14 protein-coding genes are annotated in these 17,371 nt (G+C 64.3%); 5 read left to right on the top strand and 9 right to left on the bottom strand.

The window, feature by feature from the left end:
- Nucleotides 1–119 precede the first annotated feature (119 nt).
- The 3 genes from OKW29_RS24245 to OKW29_RS24235 all read right to left on the bottom strand — a co-directional run bounded on the left by OKW29_RS24245 (nucleotide 120) and on the right by OKW29_RS24235 (nucleotide 3,088).
- Complete coding sequence (locus OKW29_RS24245) at nucleotides 120–1,136, bottom strand: anti-sigma factor family protein (protein WP_429292904.1); 1,017 nt, start codon at nucleotides 1,134–1,136, stop codon at nucleotides 120–122.
- A complete protein-coding gene (locus tag OKW29_RS24240) occupies nucleotides 1,126–1,998 on the bottom strand; it encodes an RNA polymerase sigma factor (RefSeq protein ID WP_429292903.1) in 873 nt (290 codons plus the stop codon). The genes OKW29_RS24245 and OKW29_RS24240 overlap by 11 nt, the downstream gene beginning before the upstream one ends.
- 175 nt (nucleotides 1,999–2,173) lie before the next feature.
- Complete coding sequence (locus tag OKW29_RS24235) at nucleotides 2,174–3,088, bottom strand: substrate binding domain-containing protein (protein ID WP_184043936.1); 915 nt, start codon at nucleotides 3,086–3,088, stop codon at nucleotides 2,174–2,176.
- A 171-nt stretch (nucleotides 3,089–3,259) separates the two neighbouring features.
- On the opposite strand from OKW29_RS24235, the gene gcl reads away from it, so the two are divergent.
- The 3 genes from gcl (at nucleotide 3,260) to OKW29_RS24220 (ending at nucleotide 6,958) form a co-directional block, all read left to right on the top strand.
- Nucleotides 3,260–5,035, top strand: a complete 1,776-nt coding sequence (gene gcl, locus OKW29_RS24230) for a glyoxylate carboligase (protein WP_429292902.1) — start codon at nucleotides 3,260–3,262, stop codon at nucleotides 5,033–5,035.
- 129 nt (nucleotides 5,036–5,164) lie between these two features.
- A complete protein-coding gene (gene otnI, locus OKW29_RS24225) occupies nucleotides 5,165–5,974 on the top strand; it encodes a 2-oxo-tetronate isomerase (RefSeq protein WP_429292901.1) in 810 nt (269 codons plus the stop codon).
- A 72-nt stretch (nucleotides 5,975–6,046) separates the two neighbouring features.
- Complete coding sequence (locus tag OKW29_RS24220; RefSeq protein ID WP_429292900.1) at nucleotides 6,047–6,958, top strand: 2-hydroxy-3-oxopropionate reductase; 912 nt, start codon at nucleotides 6,047–6,049, stop codon at nucleotides 6,956–6,958.
- Between the two features lie 259 nt (nucleotides 6,959–7,217).
- On the opposite strand, the gene OKW29_RS24215 is transcribed toward OKW29_RS24220, so the two are convergent.
- Together OKW29_RS24215 and OKW29_RS24210 are read right to left on the bottom strand one after the other, a co-directional pair.
- Nucleotides 7,218–8,264: an asparaginase gene (locus tag OKW29_RS24215; RefSeq protein WP_429292899.1), complete on the bottom strand. Its 1,047-nt coding sequence runs from the start codon at nucleotides 8,262–8,264 to the stop codon at nucleotides 7,218–7,220.
- Nucleotides 8,265–8,497: 233 nt separating this feature from the next.
- Nucleotides 8,498–9,476, bottom strand: a protein-coding gene (locus tag OKW29_RS24210) for an IS5 family transposase (RefSeq protein WP_429292898.1) whose coding sequence is annotated in 2 segments (ribosomal slippage) — nucleotides 8,498–9,109 and nucleotides 9,111–9,476 — 978 coding nt in all. Because the reading frame shifts where the segments join, the coding sequence is not laid out codon by codon here.
- A gap of 202 nt (nucleotides 9,477–9,678) precedes the next feature.
- Here OKW29_RS24210 and OKW29_RS24205 point away from each other — a divergent pair.
- Nucleotides 9,679–10,698 carry an IS110 family transposase gene (locus OKW29_RS24205; RefSeq protein WP_429292897.1) on the top strand — a complete coding sequence of 340 codons (1,020 nt, stop codon included), beginning with the start codon at nucleotides 9,679–9,681 and terminating at the stop codon, nucleotides 10,696–10,698.
- Nucleotides 10,699–11,417: 719 nt separating this feature from the next.
- Entirely contained in the window at nucleotides 11,418–13,130 is a 1,713-nt protein-coding gene (locus OKW29_RS24200) for a YadA family autotransporter adhesin (protein ID WP_429292896.1), read from the top strand.
- Nucleotides 13,131–13,274: 144 nt separating this feature from the next.
- Here the strand turns inward: OKW29_RS24200 and OKW29_RS24195 are convergent, their stop codons facing one another.
- The 4 genes from OKW29_RS24195 to cysT all read right to left on the bottom strand — a co-directional run bounded on the left by OKW29_RS24195 (nucleotide 13,275) and on the right by cysT (nucleotide 17,279).
- A complete protein-coding gene (locus tag OKW29_RS24195; protein ID WP_429292895.1) occupies nucleotides 13,275–14,201 on the bottom strand; it encodes a CysB family HTH-type transcriptional regulator in 927 nt (308 codons plus the stop codon).
- Nucleotides 14,202–14,319: 118 nt separating this feature from the next.
- The gene (locus OKW29_RS24190; protein WP_429292894.1) at nucleotides 14,320–15,378 is read right to left on the bottom strand and encodes a sulfate/molybdate ABC transporter ATP-binding protein; all 1,059 of its coding nucleotides are present in this window, start codon (nucleotides 15,376–15,378) and stop codon (nucleotides 14,320–14,322) included.
- Nucleotides 15,379–16,386, bottom strand: a complete 1,008-nt coding sequence (gene cysW / locus OKW29_RS24185; RefSeq protein WP_429292893.1) for a sulfate ABC transporter permease subunit CysW — start codon at nucleotides 16,384–16,386, stop codon at nucleotides 15,379–15,381. It lies immediately after the preceding gene.
- A complete protein-coding gene (gene cysT / locus OKW29_RS24180) occupies nucleotides 16,383–17,279 on the bottom strand; it encodes a sulfate ABC transporter permease subunit CysT (protein WP_429292892.1) in 897 nt (298 codons plus the stop codon). Before cysT ends, cysW begins: the two co-directional genes overlap by 4 nt.
- Nucleotides 17,280–17,371: the final 92 nt, after the last annotated feature.

The raw sequence follows: 17,371 nt of genomic DNA, 5'->3' as shown, positions 1-17,371 counted from the left end.
GAAGAGTGTAACCCGAATGGGGACGGGTTGCAAGGAATTCCGCCGATTCGGCGGCGGAATCGGATGTGTTTTCAAGAGCTTAGGGTGGTGGGTCGCGGAAGTCGGGCCGTCCTTGCCCCTCAACCCGCTTCCGTGCGCTGGCTGCCGCTCTGCAAACGCGCTCTGAGCGCCGCTTCGAGTCCCTTGAGCGCATCGGGTGCGGCGTCCGAGATCGCCCACCAGGTCATGCCCGCCGCGTCCCAGTGCGCGATCGAATAGCCGTCGTGGGCGAGCGATGCCGGCGCCGCGCCGTCAATGCCACGCGTCGTGGACTGCGGAAACACATACACGTCGATCACGTGCTTGCCGTAGCGGTACACGAGCACTGCGACCCGCTGGTGCGCGAGGTAGTCGAGCCGGCCCCCCTCCAGCGCGAAGCCGGCCGCCGCGAGGTCCTCGACCGGCGGCGAATAGTCGAGCCGACCGTTGAACCATGGCTTGACCGTGTGACGGTCGGTCGAAATTACGTCGATGTCGCGGCCGGAAACCTGCGCGCGCACATGGCTTTCGATGAGTTCGTCGGTGAATGGCGTGAATTCGGCGGGACGGCGCAGCGTCAGCGTCAGGACAGCGGTGGCCACACACAGCGCGATCACGAGCACCGCGAGACCGCCGCGCGCGACCACGCGGTTGGCGCCGCCGGCGGCATGCGGTCCGTTGAAGCCGATTAGCCGGCCGCGTGAATCGCCCGAGCGACCCGGACCGCTGAAGCCACTGAGCCACCGGTCGAGCCACGCGGGCCGCCGTGCCGAACGACGCTGACGCTGAGGTTCGTACGTCGCCATGTCGGTCATCCCGGCGCTAGCGCTGCCGGCAGACTCCTCCTCTGCATCTTCAGGCGCCGCCGTCGTGGCCAACCCCGCAGTTCCTCCCTCGACCGCGCCGGGCAAGCCCGCCACGATCCGCGCCCGCAACGACTGCGGCGCCCGATGATACGGCGCCGCGCGCAGCGCGCCGCTCAGCGCGCGCAGGTTGTCGCTCGCGCGCCGGCAGTCGTCGCAGCTCTCGATATGCTGCTGGACCCGGCGCGCATCGGGTGCCGGCAGTTCGTGATCGGCATTCGCCTCGAGGAGCGGCCGAGCTTCGTTACAGTCCATCCGGCGTCTCCTGAGCGGGGTCGGCGGCAGCGCCGGGAATGTTGAGGGGCCGGCCGTCGGCAAACGCCCGGAGTTGCGTCACTGTTGCGGTGGCGGGCACGACCGCCGATGATGCCGCGCGGCCGTCGCCGGAACTTCGCGGTGGCCGGTCGGACGGCGCGCAGGGCGTGGACGACCCCGAGGGCGCGACTGCCGCCGACTGCACGACTCGCCCGGACTGCGCCCCCTGCTCCAGCGGCGCTTGCGTCGACCCGCGCCGGTCACCCTGCCCGCCTTTGTGCCCCCCGCCAACCGACTCCCCCCCGCCTCGCTGCTGCGCCATCAACACCTCCGCCAGCTTGCGCCGCCCACGCGCGAGCCGCGACATCACCGTACCGATCGGCACATCCGCCACCACCGCGATCTCCCGATATCCCATCTCCTCGAGCTCGCGCAAGATCAGCACCTCGCGATACTCAACCGGCAAACGCGCCAACGCGTCGTGTACCTGGCGTGCATCCTCGTCACGGATCAGCAGCGTCTGGGGATCGTCGCCGCCCGCGCTCCAGCCGTCGAGGGTCGCGTCGTCCATCGTTTCGTCGAATTCGAGCATGTCGTGCGACGGCGCGCGCCGCCGCCATTCCGTGTACCAGGTGCGGCGCACGATCGCGAGCAGCCACGGCCGCGCGGAGTCGCCGCGAAACGTATCGAAGAAGCGGAACGCGCGCATGAACGCTTCCTGCACGACGTCCTCGGCATCGTTCGGATTGCCGCACAGCCAGCGCGCGAGGTTGTACGCGGCGTCGAGATGCGGCAACGCCAGCTGCTGGAAGCGGCGGCTTTTCGCTGCATCGGCATCGGCGTCTGAATCGGTCTGGACCACGTGGGCCCCTCCAAGGGCATGGCGGCTGCGTCGTGCGGGTCGCTGTTGCGCGTCCCGCGTGGTGTCGTTCCCGACGTGTCTTTCACAGCAGAACTGGCCATAGACCGAGTTTATTCCCGACTCAGGCGAGCATTCGCAAGAAAGACCGCGATCGCCTGCGCGCCCCGCTCGCCAGCTAGTACGATGGCCGGTTCCAGTAGTCGTCGCTCGCGTACACGTCTTTCAGATAGTCGATGAAATAGCGCACGCGCGCCGGCACGAAGCGCTGCTGCGGATAGACCGCAAGGATGTCGTAATCGGGCAGCGCATATTCGTCGAGCACGGTTTCGAGCTCGCCGCGCGCGAGCTGCCGCTGGATTTCCCACGTCGAACGCCAGCCGAGTCCGAGCCCCTCCGAAACCCAGCGATGCAGCAGTTCGCCATCGTTGCAGTCGAGCGAGCCGCCCACCCGCACCGTCGCGAGCTTGCCGTTGCGGCGGAAATACCAGCCGCGGTTCTGCCCGCCTTGCAGATTGAACGCCAGACAGTTGTGGGCCGGCAGATCCTCGAGCGTCTTCGGCTTGCCGTGACGGCGAAAATAGTCGGGAGTACCGCACACCACGCGCCGGTTCGACGCGAGCTTCACCGCGACGAAGTTCGGATCGACCGCGCCGCCGATGCGGATCGACAGATCGTAGCCCTCGCGCACCAGATCGACGACCCGGTCGGTCAGATTGAACGACATCTGCAACTCGGGTTTGTCGCGCAGAAATGCAGGCGCGAGCGGCGCGACGTGCTTACGCCCGAACGCGGCGGGCGCCGACACGATCAGATGGCCGTTCACCGCGCGGCGCCCGGCGCTCAGTTCGTTTTCCGCCTGATCCCATTCGCTGAGAAGCCCGCGGCAGCGTTCGAGAAACGCGGCGCCGTCCTCGCTGACGACGAGCCGCCGTGTCGTGCGATACATCAGCTTCACGCCGAGGCGCTTCTCGAGCGCATCGATGCGCCGCCCGAGAATCACCGGCGACACGCCTTCCTCAAGCGCCGCCGCCGCGAGACTGCCCGCATCGGCGACCCGCACGAAGGTTTCGATCTGTTTGAAGCGGTCCATGTTCGTCTCCCACCTGTCTCTTGCCGGGCTGATGCTGGCCGTGCGCCGGGCTTCACGTTATTCCATACTTTTTGTTTCGGAATAAGCGACCCGGACTGATCTTATCAAACCTTTGGCGCAGGCCTACAGTGTCCCTCAACCGACGTAATTCCCGACCTTGAGGAGACATTCATGGCCAAAATGAGAGCCGTCGACGCCGCCGTTCTGGTGCTCGAAAAAGAAGGCATCGATACCGCGTTCGGCGTGCCGGGTGCCGCGATCAACCCGTTCTACTCGGCGATGCGCAAAGCCGGCGGCATCAGCCACGTGCTCGCGCGTCATGTGGAGGGCGCATCGCACATGGCCGAGGGCTACACCCGCGCGCAGCCGGGCAACATCGGCATGTGCATCGGCACCTCGGGCCCCGCGGGCACCGACATGATCACCGGTCTGTACTCCGCGCAGGCCGACTCGATTCCTATTCTGGCTATCACAGGCCAGGCGCCGCGCGCGCGTCTGTACAAGGAAGACTTCCAGGCCGTCGATATCGAATCGATCGCCAAGCCCGTCACCAAGTGGGCCGTGACCGTGCGCGAGCCGGCGCTGGTGCCGCGTGTGTTCCAGCAGGCGTTCCATCTGATGCGCTCGGGCCGCCCGGGCCCGGTGCTGGTCGATCTGCCGATCGACGTGCAGCTCGCCGAAATCGAATTCGACATCGACACGTACGAGCCGCTGCCGGTCTACAAGCCGAAGGCGACCCGCAAGCAGATCGAGGCAGCGCTGACGCTGCTCAACGATGCCGACAAGCCGTTGATCGTGTCGGGCGGCGGCGTGCTGAACGCCGTAGCCGAAGACCTGCTCGTGAAGTTCGCCGAAACGCTCGGCGTGCCGGTGATCCCAACGTTGATGTCGTGGGGCGCGATTGCCGACGACCATCCGCTGATGGCCGGCATGGTTGGTCTGCAGACCTCGCATCGCTATGGCAACGCGACGATGCTCGCGTCCGACTTCGTGCTCGGCATCGGCAACCGCTGGGCCAACCGTCACACCGGCAGCGTCGATGTCTATACGAAGGGGCGCAAGTTCGTGCACGTCGATATCGAACCGACGCAGATCGGCCGCGTGTTCGGCCCGGATCTCGGCATCGTGTCGGACGCGAAGGCCGCGCTCGAACTGTTCGTCGAAGTCGCCAGCGAATGGAAGGCCGCGGGCAAGCTGAAGGATCGCGCCGCGTGGGTTGCCGATTGCCAGCAACGCAAGCGCACGATGCTGCGCAAGACGCACTTCGACAACGTGCCGATGAAGCCGCAGCGCGTCTACGAAGAGATGAACCAGGTGTTCGGCCGCGACACGTGCTACGTGAGCACGATCGGCCTGTCGCAGATCGCCGCCGCGCAATTCCTGCACGTGTACAAGGCGCGCAACTGGATCAACTGCGGCCAGGCCGGCCCGCTCGGCTGGACGATTCCGGCGGCGCTCGGCGTGCGCGCGGCCGACCCGCAACGGCCGATCGTCGCGCTGTCCGGCGACTACGACTTCCAGTTCATGATCGAGGAGCTCGCGGCCGGCGCGCAATTCAAGCTGCCGTACGTGCATGTCGTCGTGAACAACTCGTACCTCGGGCTGATTCGCCAGGCACAGCGCGCGTTCGAGATGGACTACTGCGTGCAGCTCGGCTTCGAGAACATCAACTCGCCGGAGACGAACGGCTATGGCGTCGATCACGTCGCCGTCGCCGAAGGTCTCGGCTGCAAGGCGATTCGCGTGTTCAAGCCGGAAGAGTTGAAGCCGGCGCTGCAAAAAGCGCAGTCGATGCTGGCCGAGTTCAACGTGCCGGTGATCGTCGAAGTGATTCTCGAACGCGTGACCAACATCTCGATGGGCACCGAGATCGACGCGATCAACGAGTTCGAGGAACTCGCGGAAAAGCGCGAGGACGCGCCGACGGCGATCAGCCTGCTCGATTGAGCGTTGCGTCTTCGCGGTATTCGCAGCATTCAGCGCGCTCGATGCGCGAGGGCCGAGCTCATGCTCCGCGCCCTCCCCTCATCACGACCAGCGCGCCACTCCCTGACCGACCTGAGAGACAAAAGCACCATGCCTAAATTCGCAGCGAACCTGACGATGCTGTTCAACGAAGTGCCGTTCCTCGACCGTTTCGCGGCGGCGGCCAACGCCGGCTTTCATGCCGTCGAATTCCTGTTTCCCTATCCGTATTCGATCGCCGAATTGAGCGCACGTCTGCAACAGAACCGCCTCAAGCTGGTGCTGCACAACCTGCCGGCCGGCAACTGGGAAGCCGGCGAACGCGGCATCGCGTGCCTGCCCGATCGGGTCGCCGAGTTTCAGGAAGGCGTGGGCCGCGCGATCGAATACGCAAGCGCCTTGAAGGTGCCGCAACTGAACTGCCTCGCTGGCATTGCGGGCGCGAACGTCGACGCCGACACCGCCCGCGCAACGATCGTCGACAACCTGCGCTTTGCCGCGAGCGAGCTCAAGAAGGCCGGCATCCGGCTGCTCGTCGAGCCATGCAACTCGTACGACATTCCGGGCTTCGCGCTGAACCGTTCGCGCGATGGACTCGACGTGATTCGCGAGGTCGGCTCGGACAATCTGTTCCTGCAATACGACATCTATCACATGCAGCGGATGGAAGGCGAACTCGCGGCGACGATCGAAAAGAACCTCGCGCAGATCGCGCATATCCAGCTCGCGGACAACCCTGGGCGGCACGAACCGGGCACCGGCGAGATCAACTATCCGTATCTGTTCGCGCTGCTCGACTCGCTCGGCTTCGACGGCTACGTCGGTTGCGAATACAAGCCGCGCACGACGACCGATGCCGGCCTCGGCTGGGTGCAAAGCGTGGCAGGTCAGGCGCGCGGCGCGGCGCATGCGGCGGCTTGAGGCGCCTTGGGGTTCCTGACGGAACCCTGAAGCCTCAACGCACGCCCCCTATAACCCTGGAGATTCACACACATGGCAAAGATCGGCTTCATCGGACTCGGCATCATGGGCGCGCACATGGCGCGCAACCTCATCAAGGGCGGTCACGCGCTGTTCGTGAACGGCGCGTATCCGGTACCGGACGACATCGCGAAGAGCACGAGCGTGGTCGCCAGTTCGACCGCGGTCGCGCAGGCCGCCGACATCGTCATCATCATGGTGCCGGACACGCCGGACGTCGCCAACGTGCTGTTCGCCGACGACGGCGTCGCCGCCGGCCTCGCCAAAGGCAAGCTCGTCATCGACATGAGCTCGATCTCGCCGCTCGACACCCAGGCGTTCGCGAAGAAGATCAACGCGCTCGGCGTCGACTATCTCGATGCGCCGGTGTCCGGCGGCGAAATCGGCGCGCGGGATGCGTCGCTGACGATCATGGTCGGCGGTCCCGAGAAAGCCTTTGCGCTGGCCAAGCCGTTGTTCGAGCTGATGGGCAAGAACATCTCGCTGATCGGCGACAACGGCGCGGGTCAGACCTGCAAGGTCGCGAACCAGATCATCGTCGCGCTGAACATCGAAGCGGTCGCGGAAGCGCTGCTGTTCGCGTCGCGCTCGGGCGCCGACCCAGAGCGGGTGCGGCGCGCGCTGATGGGCGGCTTCGCGTCGTCGCGGATTCTCGAAGTGCATGGCGAGCGCATGACGAAGCGCACGTTCAATCCGGGCTTTCGCATCGAGCTGCATCAGAAGGACCTGAATCTCGCGCTCGATGGCGCGCGTAAGCTCGGCATCGCGCTGCCGCATACCGCGAGCGCGCAGCAACTGTTCAGCGTCTGCGCCGCGAACGGCGGCAAGGCGTGGGATCACTCGGCGATGGTGCGCGCGCTCGAAATCATGGCGAATCATGAGGTCGCGCAGGCGCCGGATAGCGAGGAAGCGAAGGCGGCTTGAGGTCTTCGTGCTTCCTCTTCAGTTCAGCTCGCCGTTGATTCCGCCGGTTGCCGCTTCGGCATCGGCGACGTCGCGGTGAACACAGGTGGGGCGCCCGTTCGTTGCACGGCAGCTTGGGTTGCCGGCGCGGCGTAACGGGCAAATCGCGCCGCTCTGGGCTGAGAGCGGCAAGTGGGGTCCGCAGCGGCACCCGTCGGTGACGGGGAAGCCTTGGTCGGTCAGACGTCGTCGTCGGGTGTCCGGCTGTCGGATTCGCCAATCAATACGTATCGAACACCTTCTGCAACGCCGCCGGCGCAGTGTGGCCCGCGGCCAGCGCCAGCATCAGCAACACCCTCGCCTTGTACGGATTCAGCGAACCGGCGCTGACGAAACCGAGCGCATCGTCGGCCGCCGCGCCGTTGCGCATCACATGCCCCGAACCCACGCGCGACGAGCGCACCACCGCCACGCCGCGCAACGCGGCATCCGCCAGTGCCTGCTGCAACGACTGGTGGATCGAGCCATTGCCCGTTCCCGCCACGACGATGCCGCGCACATCCGCGGCGACCAGCGCATCGATGGCGATCCGCGACACGCCCGCATAGCTCGTGACGATCTCCACCTGCGGCCACGCCGCATCGATTGCGAATTCGCTCGCGACCGTATGCGCGCGCACCACGCCGCGCTGGAACTCGACGCGGCCATCCTGCACCCAGCCGAGCGCGCCAATCTCAGGCGACTGGAAAGCATCGACTGCATAGGTGCTCGTTTTCACAATGTCGCGCGCGCTATGAATCCGGTTGTTAAACGCGACCAGCACGCCCTGCCCGCGTGCCGCCGCGTGCGCGGCGACCGTCACCGCGTTTAGCAGGTTCAGCGGACCGTCGGCGGACAGCGCCGACGCTGGGCGCATCGCCGCGGTCAGCACGACCGGCTTGTCCGACTTGACGGTCAGATGCAGCAGATAGGCGGTTTCTTCGAGCGTATCGGTACCGTGCGTGACCACCAGGCCGTCGACGTCGTCCGTCGCGAGCAGCGCGTTGATGCGTTGCGCGAGTGTGGTCCACAGCGGCAGCGACATGTCCTTGGTGTCGACGCTGGCGATCTGCTCGGGCGCGATTCGCGCGACCGTAGACAACGCCGGCACCGCCGCGAGCAGCTGATCGACGCCGACGACGCCCGCCTGATAGCCAGACGTATTGGCGGCATCCGGGGCCGCGCCGGCGATCGTGCCGCCGGTCGCGAGCACCGCGATGCGCGGCAGCGTCGGCGCGGTGCTATGGCCGGGGGGAATCGGGAGAGAGGGAGAAGTCGAGGTATTCATGGCGGCGATTGTAAGCGATGCGCTTCGCGTCGCCATGCGTGGAAGACCGGACGCGGGTTCGGCTTGCGCGAGCGTGTGCAACGCGCGAGCGGGCTTAAGGCTACGCTGAACAAGCCGCGAATTTGGCAGCGCGTCAGCAATTGAACGTCGTCAAGTCATGAAGCCGAGCTTGCGCTATTGCTTTTCGGCCCTCGCGGGCCCTGTGGGCGAGCGCGTTGCCCGCCTTTCGCCCACTATGGGCGTACCGGTGCCATCAGTTGCCTGCGCGACAGATAGACGTTGGCCAGCGCGAGCGCGACGAATGCCCGGTTGGCGTTCTTTGCCAACCCGCGATAGCGCACCTTGGTAAATCCCCACAGCCGTTTCACGACCGCGAAGACATGCTCGACCCGGGCCCGGATCTTCGACTTGTTGCGGTTCTTGCCACGCTGCACCTCGTCAACTTCGCCGCCCGCACGGCGCGTGCGCTGATTGGTAAAGTCGCGCGCCCTGGGCGCCTTGCTGTGGATCAGTTCCTTCTGGCTCGCATAGGCGCTGTCGCCGTAGACGCGCCGCTCCTGCCCGTGCAGCAATTGCGGCAGTGGATGCTTGTCATGCACATTGGCCGGCGTGAGCACCGCGCTGTGCGCCAGGCCGCTCTGGCTGTCCACACCGATGTGCAGCTTGGCACCGAAGTACCATTGCTTGCCCTTGCGGGTCTGATGCATCTCGGGGTCGCGCGCCTTCTGCTCATTCTTCGTCGAGCTCGGCGCGCCGATGATCGTCGCGTCCACGATGGTGCCGCTTTTGAGCTTCATGCCGCTGGCCTGCAGCACCCGGCCGACTTCGGCAAACAATTGCTCGCCACAGTTTGTGGGTTTCGAGAAGACGACGAAATTTGAGCAGCGTGGTGGCGTCTGGTACCGCCTCGCAGCCCAGATCAATTCCTGCAAAACGACGCAGGCTGGCACTATCGTAAAGCGCCTCTTCGCAGGCAAAGTCCGCCAGATTGAACCAGTGCTGAATGAAGTGAATGCGCAACATGCGCTCCAGACCAATCGGCGGGCGGCCATTGCCGCGCTTCGGATAATGTGGCTCGATCACCGCGCACAGCTGCGCCCATGGCACGATCGCATTCATCGTGTCGAGAAACTCGTCGCGCCGCGTGCGTCTGCGGCGGGTCTCGAAACCCGCTCCTTGATCGGCTGCCATCGCCAGCGTCTGCTGCTTCATCCTGTTTCGCCTTCTTCGTTCAATCCGAGCTCTATAACGCTTGAGGTGCCGGATCGGTGGACTTAATCAGATGGGATGGACGCCTCCCTCCGGCGGCGATCACCTACCGTCCGATGTGACACGGGCGACCGCCGCCTCTTTCTGCCATCATCAGTGAGAGCTTCCGGCGTTTGCCTGCAGCTCGCCACTTGAGGAGGTTCAAATGAAACCCACCGTAATCGGCATGGACATAGCCAAGCACGTATTCCAATTGCATGCCGTTATGGCTCAAACCGGGGAGATTGAGCGCATAAAACTCAAACGCAACCAGGTCATCGAATTCTTCACGAGGCGCGAGCCTTCGCTTGTCGTCATGGAAGCGTGTGGCAGCGCTCACTGCTGGGCCAGACAGCTGATGAGCCTCGGCCACGACGTGAAGCTCATTGCCCCACGCTCAGTGCGTCCCTTCGTTCTGCGTAACAAGACTGACGCCGCCGACGCGCGGGCGATCTGGACAGCTGCTCAGCAGCCCGATGCGCGGTTTGTCGCCGTTAAGACCGAAGCGCAGCAGGCCATTCTCGCGCTGCACCGGCTCCGGGCGCAACTGATGAAGTTTCGCATCATGCAGACCAACGCCCTGCGCGGCCTTCTCTACGAATTCGGCGAAGTGCTGCCCGAGGGATATCGCGCGTTTGCCGACAACATCTCCGCCTGTCTCGCCAGAGTTGCCGACCGTCTTCCGGGTTTGCTCGTCGACAGCCTTCGTGAACAGTGGACCCGTGTACAGGCAATCGACGGCGAGATCGCCGTTCTGGAGCGCCGCCTCGCCCAAGCCTTCAGGAACAACGAGGACTGCCGCAAACTCAGCGACATTCCGGGTGTCGGTCTCCTCACCGCCACAGCCATGGCGGCCGCCATTGGCGATGCACGCAACTTCAAATCAGGACGTGAGTTTGCCGCGTGGCTCGGCTTGGTGCCGCGCCAGATCGGGACCGGTGGCCGAGTGCGTCAACTCGGCCTGAGCAAACGCGGAGATACCTACCTACGCACCCTACTCATGCACGGGGCACGCTCCGTTGTCCTCCGGGGTAAGCATAGCGACTGGGTCGACGCACTGCTCAGCCGCCGACCCTTCAATGTCGCCGTCGCGGCGGTAGCGAACAAGCTAGCCAGAACTATCTGGGCCGTCCTGGCGCACACCGACAGATATCAACCCATTCAAGCGGCCGGACTGACGAACTGATGCCACAACCAGTGAATTAACCTACTTCCTTCATCGAGGTGCGCAAGCGATAGACCCACATTGGCTAACAGGTTGGACCGGGGCAGGGATAACCCGATAAGGCATATGAACCTTTGTGTTCGATGATCAGATGAGGACCCCGCCAGCGCATTCCATAGAGGCCAGCAGGCATCACGACCTGCGCAAACAGGCCGGACATAAGCGTGCGACCTTACCTACCAGCCAACGTGATAAAACCGCTTGCAATCCGGGAGGCGTCCACATAAGCGTTGCCTTAAATCTCATGCGGTGCCCAATTGCACTCATCACCACAAGTATTGACGACGGGCATCGCTGAACTGCAGATACTGGATAAACACATACGGCGCCCCTTTCTACTCGTCGCCCTGTCCGGATTTATGACGTTGCCACGCTTTCACCAATAACAGGCTGTGCTGCCGTCTCAAGCACCAGAGCGCCCAAATACCCACTGGCGACGATTCGGACCGGGCTTATTTCCGCTCAATCTCAAAAATATAAACTGAACTCGGTTACAGAGACTTACCAAAGTCCGGCCCCCGATGGACTCAGCAGAATCTCGCCGGTTCTCACTGCGGCCATGATCTTGCGGGAACTTATCGCCTCTGTTTTGCGGATGATATTGAACAAAAAAAAATGGCACCGGTGCTTCGAAAATAGTTCGTATCACTTAATTTTAAACTCTTAAAAGGATTTATGTCGTGAACAGGTCATATATCAGTGTCTGGAATGAAGCCCTTGGTTCGTGGGTGGCAGCACCGGAGAATTCGGTTGCGCGCGGCAAGCGTAGTAAGGCAACGGTTTCTGCTGTTGTGGCGACTGGGGTTGTGGCCGCAGCCTCGTGGGCGCCGGTAGCACACGCACAGTACAGCGCGGGCGGTGGCGTTGCCAACGGAGCAACTTCGATTGCAGTTGGCACAGGAGCTAAGACTAGTGGCACAAATGTCAGCAGTATAGCTATTGGGCTTAACGCTTCCGCGGATTCTGGTGCGTCGGCAACTGCATATAGCGCTACTGCTCTCGGCACCAATGCGACCGCAACCGGTGATGGCGCTGTCGCATTGGGCGATACCGCCAAGGCGACGGCGGACAAGGCGACTGCAATTGGTCGCGGTGCAGCAGCCAGCGGGGCCAATTCCACCGCAATCGGCGCAGGCGCCTCTGCATCCGCAACAAACTCGATGGCACTGGGTGCGGGTTCGATCGCCGACCGCGCAAATACGGTGTCGGTTGGCAGTGCGACGGCCAAGCGACAGATCACGAATGTAGCGGCCGGCACGCAAGACTCGGACGGAGTCGTTGTGTCGCAGCTTAAAGGCGTGACTGCCGCGCTAGGCGGTGGTGCTGCGGTCAATGCCGACGGTTCCATCAAAGCGCCCACTTACACCGTGGGCGGTACGACGGTGGATAGCGTGGGCGATGCCGTCACCAACCTCGATGACCGGGTCACGCAGAACACCACGGACATCACGAAGCTGCAGACCCAGGTGGGCGATGTCGGCACGCAGCTGTCGGGCGCGGTGCAGTACGACCGTAACGCCGACGGCTCGGTGAACTTTGGTTCCGTGACGCTGGGTGGTGGCCAGAGCGCAGGTCCGGTGATCCTGGCCAATGTGGCGAACGGCGCGAGCCAGTACGACGCGGTGAACTTCGGCCAGTTGTCGGCGTTGCAGGACCAGGTGACGGATCTCAACGGGCATGTGAAGGATCTCGGTTCCCAGATGTCGAACATCCAACCGGGCAACCCGTCGCTCAATGCCCCGGATGTTTCGTCATCGAACAGCGACGATGCTGCAGTGGTCAATGCAGCGATGCCGGGTACCGGTGCGGGCAGCACGGTGGTCGGGGCAAACGCCAGCGCCGCAGCGGAGAACGCGGTGGCAGTGGGCACCAATGCGGCGGCGACCGGCGTCAACTCGACGGCGATCGGCACGGGCTCGCAGGCTGGCAATGCGAACTCGGTGGCGTTGGGTCAGGGCTCGGTGACGGATCGCGATAACTCGGTATCGGTGGGTTCAGTGGGTCACGAACGCCAGATCACCAACGTCGCAGCGGGTACCGCGGACACGGATGCAGTCAATGTCGGTCAGATGAACAGCTCGGTCGCACAAGGCGTTCAGCAGGCCAACAACTACACCGATCAGCGTATCAACGCGACCAACCAGGCGATCAACGACGTCGCGAAGAACGCCTACGCAGGGATCGCAGCAGCGATGGCAATGCCGAACATGACGCCGTCGGGCCCGGGCAAGACAATCGTCGCTGCGGGTGGGGCGACCTATAAGGGCGGCAGCGCCGCAGCAGTAGGAGCTACGTACCGCTCACAGAACAATAAGTGGCTCGTCAACGCTGCGGTGTCGGTCGCGTCGACTGGTGACGCTGGCGTACGTGCGCAGGTTGGCTACGAGTTCTAATAGCCAAGGCACGTAAAAAGCAGAAGGTCCGTTAGTCCAATAGCTGTATAGCGGGTGTTTAGAGAGAGTCTTGCCGGGCACGGCAAGACTCTTTTTTTGCGCCCATCCTGCGGGTGCAAGTCCCACCCTAAGCTGCTCGCGGCTCTAAGCCGCCTCGCGCAACTGCGCCGCGATGTCCGCCTCGCTCAACTGCGGCGCGAACATCTCGATCAACCGATAGGCGTACGCGCGCAGGAACGCGCCCTTGCGCAAGCCGACACGCGTCGTGCTCGCCTCGAACAGATGCTGCGTGTCGAGCGCGACGAGTTCGCTGTCGCGCTTCGGGTCGTAGGCCATCGCCGCGACCACGCCGATGCCCATGCCGAGTTCGACGTAGGTCTTGATCACGTCGGCGTCGATCGCGGTCAGCACGACGTCGGGCAACGCACCCGCTTTCGCGAACGCCTGATCGATATGCGAGCGGCCGGTGAAGTCCTGGTCGTAGGTGACGATCGGGAATTCGGCGATCTCGTCGAGCGTCAGATTCGCACGGCCGACGAGCGGATGATCCTTCGGCACCACCACGACGTGATGCCACGAATAGCACGGGAACGTGACGATGTCGGGAAAACGGTCGAGCGCCTCGGTCGAGATGCCGATATCCGCCTCGCCGTTGATGATCATCTGCGCGATCTGCTGCGGGCTGCCCTGGCGCAGCGCCAGATGCACTTTCGGGAACACCGACGTGAACTGCCGAACCACCTTCGGCAATGCGTAGCGTGCCTGCGTGTGGGTGGTCGCGACGACGAGGTGGCCGCTGTCCTGATCCGCGTACTGACGCGCGACGCGGCGCAGATTCTCCGCATCGAGCAGCATCCGCTCGATCAACTGATGCACGGCCTTGCCCGGTTCGGTGAGCCCGGTCAGACGCTTGCCGCGGCGGATGAAGATATCGACCCCGAGTTCGTCCTCGAGATCCTTGATCTGCTTCGATACGCCCGACTGCGACGTGTAGAGCACGTTCGCCGCTTCGGTCAGGTTCATGTTCTGCCGCACGGCTTCGCGCACGAAGCGCAATTGCTGGAAATTCATCGTTGTGTCTCCGGTTCTGCCAGAGTTGAGTTATTGGAGCCGCAAATGCCAGGCGAACCACGCGGTACGGCTGATACGTTCTCTCCTGTCCACAGCGCCGCACAGCGGCGCCGCCATCTCACTGCGCCGGAAACACCCGCAGCGCGCGCGGCACCGCGGTCACGCCGTCGCCGACCGCGAGTTGCAGATCACGCCACGTTTCGCGATCGAGTTCGGCTTCGAGCAGATTGCCCTCGCGGCCCGCGAGCTCGACGCGCACCGAACCGCCGAGCGTCACCACGCGCCGCACGTCGACGACAATGCCCTCGCGATGCCCCGCCGCCTGCGGATACAACTGCAGATCGTGCGGCCGCACATAGGCGAACGCCGGGCCCCTAAAACCCGCCGCGATCGCGACCGGCAGCGCCGCACCATCGACGACGAAGCCTTGCGCATCGACGCTGCCGTGCAGACGGTTCGCCGCGCCGAGAAACTCGTAGACGAACGGCGTCTGCGGATGGTCGTACACCTCCTGTGGGCTGCCGACCTGCTCGACATGCCCGCGATTGAGCACGACGATGCGGTCCGCCACTTCGAGCGCTTCTTCCTGATCGTGCGTGACGAAGATCGTCGAAATATGCAGATCGTCGTGCAGGCGACGCAACCAGCTGCGCAGTTCCTTGCGCACCTTCGCGTCGAGCGCGCCGAACGGCTCGTCGAGCAACAGCACCTTCGGCTCCACGGCCAACGCACGTGCGAGCGCGATGCGCTGGCGCTGGCCGCCGGACAGCTCCGACGGATAGCGCTGTGCGAGCCAGTCGAGCTGCACGAGCTTCAGCAACTCATGCACCTTCTCACGAATCACCTTCTCGGACGGACGTTCCTTGCGCGGCTTCACGCGCAGCCCGAACGCGACGTTTTCGAACACCGTCATATGACGGAACAGCGCGTAGTGCTGGAACACGAAACCGACCTCGCGCTCACGCGCGCCGACCGCCGCGACATCCAGGCCTTGCAGCTCGACCCGGCCGCCATCCGCATATTCGAGGCCGGCGATCACACGCAGCAACGTCGTCTTGCCGCAACCCGACGGCCCGAGCAGCGCGACGAGTTCGCCCGGCGGAAAGTCGAGCGACACGTTGTCGAGCGCGACGAAATCGCCGAAGCGCTTTTGCAGGTTACGAACGGTGATACCCATTTACAGCTCTCCTTGCTTGAGCGGATGTCGCTGCGACGCAGGCGTGGCGTTGACGAAAAACGAATGAGAAGCGGACTGCGCGCTATTGGCCTGCGAAGCGCCGGAAGGCGACACGGGCCCCGCATACGCAGGCACTTCGCGCGCCGCCGACAGTTCCGCCGACATATGACGCTCGGCCAACAGCTTGAGCCCCAGCGTAACCAGCGCCAGCAGCGCGAGCAGCGAGGCCACGGCGAACGCGGCCGAGAAGTTGTACTCGTTGTAGAGGATTTCGACGTGCAGCGGCATCGTGTCGGTCTGCCCGCGAATATGGCCCGACACGACCGACACCGCGCCGAACTCGCCCATTGCGCGCGCATTGCACAGAATCACGCCGTACAGCAGACCCCACTTGACGTTCGGCAGCGTGACGCGACGGAACGTCTGCCAGCCCGATGCGCCGAGCACGTGCGCGGCTTCTTCCTCGTCGTTGCCCTGCGCCTGCATCAGCGGAATCAGCTCGCGCGCGACGAACGGGAACGTGACGAAGATCGTCGCGAGCACGATGCCCGGCACCGCGAAGATAATCTGCACGTCGTGATCTTCGAGCCACGGGCCGAACCAGCCCTGCGCGCCGAACATCAGCACGTAGATCAGACCGGAGATCACCGGCGACACCGAAAACGGCAGATCGATCAACGTGGTCAGCAGCGCCTTGCCGCGGAATTCGAACTTCGCGATACACCACGACGCCGCAAGGCCGAACACGAGGTTCAGCGGCACCGCGATCGCCGCGGTGAGCAGCGTCAGTTTGATCGCCGACAGCGCATCCGGATCGGCGAGCGCTTCGAAGTAAAAACGCAGCCCCTTGTTCAGCGCCTGGTAGAACACCGCGGCGAGCGGCACGGCCAGAAACAGCGCGAGAAACAGCAGTGCGAGGCCGATCAGCAGCCAGCGCACGACCGCCGGCTCGCTGACCGGATCGGGGCGACGCGCCGCGCTCGCCGGGTGGGTCGGAACGCGGCTCATTGCACACCTCCACCGATAGCGGCGACGCTCGTGGCCACTGGCGCCGACCCCGTATTGCCGCGGCTCGTGCGCCGCTGCAGATACCACTGCAGCGTGTTGATCGACAGCAGCATCAGGAACGACACGACCAGCATCACGACCGCGAGCGCCGTCGCGCCCGCATAGTCGTATTGCTCGAGCTTCGTGATGATCAGGAGCGACGTGATCTCCGACTTCATCGGCACATTGCCGGCGATGAAGATCACCGAGCCGTATTCGCCGAGCGCGCGCGCAAAGGCGAGCGCGAAGCCGGTCAGCAGCGCCGGGAACACGGCCGGCAGCACGACGCGGCGAAACGTGAGCCAGCGCGACGCGCCGAGACACGGGGCCGCCTCCTCCTGCTCGCGCTCGAACTCCTCGAGCACCGGTTGCACCGTGCGCACGACGAACGGCAGGCCGATGAACGTCAGCGCGACCAGCACGCCCGCCGGCGTGAACGCGATCTTGATGCCGAGCGGCGCGAGGAACTGGCCGATCCAGCCGTTGCCCGCATACACGGCCGCGAGCGAAATGCCCGCCACCGAGGTGGGCAGCGCGAACGGCAGATCGACGACCGCATCGACGATACGCTTGAACGGAAACGTGTAGCGCACCAGCACCCACGCGACGAGAAAGCCGAACACTGCGTTGATCAGCGCGCCGCCTAGCGCCGAGAAAAACGTCAGCCGATACGACGCGAGCACACGCGGCGACGTGACCGCGCGCACGAACTGATCCCAGTCGAGCGTCGCGGTTTTCAGAAAGGTCGCCGCCAATGGAATCAGCACCACGAGGCTCAGATAAGCCACCGTGATGCCGAGTGTCAGGCCAAAACCGGGCAATGCGCTCGGCTTGCGGAAGGTCAACGTGGTCATGCTGGATACTCGTTCATGGTTGATGCTCGCGCGGTTGTTCGTTTTGCCGTGTTGCCGCACTGCGGCGGTCCTGCCGCACCGCTGGCCACCGG

Origin of the sequence: Paraburkholderia sp. CI3, assembly GCF_050436505.1 — a bacterium.
GTDB lineage: Bacteria > Pseudomonadota > Gammaproteobacteria > Burkholderiales > Burkholderiaceae > Paraburkholderia > Paraburkholderia tuberum.
This window is presented reverse-complemented; position numbering and strand designations above follow the sequence as displayed.

Coding starts and splice junctions, on each gene's coding strand:
- OKW29_RS24245 (WP_429292904.1), bottom strand. CDS start 1,136: ATGGACTGTAACGAAGCTCGGCCGCTCCTCGAGGCGAATGCCGATCAC.
- OKW29_RS24235 (WP_184043936.1), bottom strand. CDS start 3,088: ATGGACCGCTTCAAACAGATCGAAACCTTCGTGCGGGTCGCCGATGCG.
- gcl (WP_429292902.1), top strand. CDS start 3,260: ATGGCCAAAATGAGAGCCGTCGACGCCGCCGTTCTGGTGCTCGAAAAA.
- otnI (WP_429292901.1), top strand. CDS start 5,165: ATGCCTAAATTCGCAGCGAACCTGACGATGCTGTTCAACGAAGTGCCG.
- OKW29_RS24220 (WP_429292900.1), top strand. CDS start 6,047: ATGGCAAAGATCGGCTTCATCGGACTCGGCATCATGGGCGCGCACATG.
- OKW29_RS24215 (WP_429292899.1), bottom strand. CDS start 8,264: ATGAATACCTCGACTTCTCCCTCTCTCCCGATTCCCCCCGGCCATAGC.
- OKW29_RS24205 (WP_429292897.1), top strand. CDS start 9,679: ATGAAACCCACCGTAATCGGCATGGACATAGCCAAGCACGTATTCCAA.
- OKW29_RS24195 (WP_429292895.1), bottom strand. CDS start 14,201: ATGAATTTCCAGCAATTGCGCTTCGTGCGCGAAGCCGTGCGGCAGAAC.
- OKW29_RS24190 (WP_429292894.1), bottom strand. CDS start 15,378: ATGGGTATCACCGTTCGTAACCTGCAAAAGCGCTTCGGCGATTTCGTC.
- cysW (WP_429292893.1), bottom strand. CDS start 16,386: ATGAGCCGCGTTCCGACCCACCCGGCGAGCGCGGCGCGTCGCCCCGAT.
- cysT (WP_429292892.1), bottom strand. CDS start 17,279: ATGACCACGTTGACCTTCCGCAAGCCGAGCGCATTGCCCGGTTTTGGC.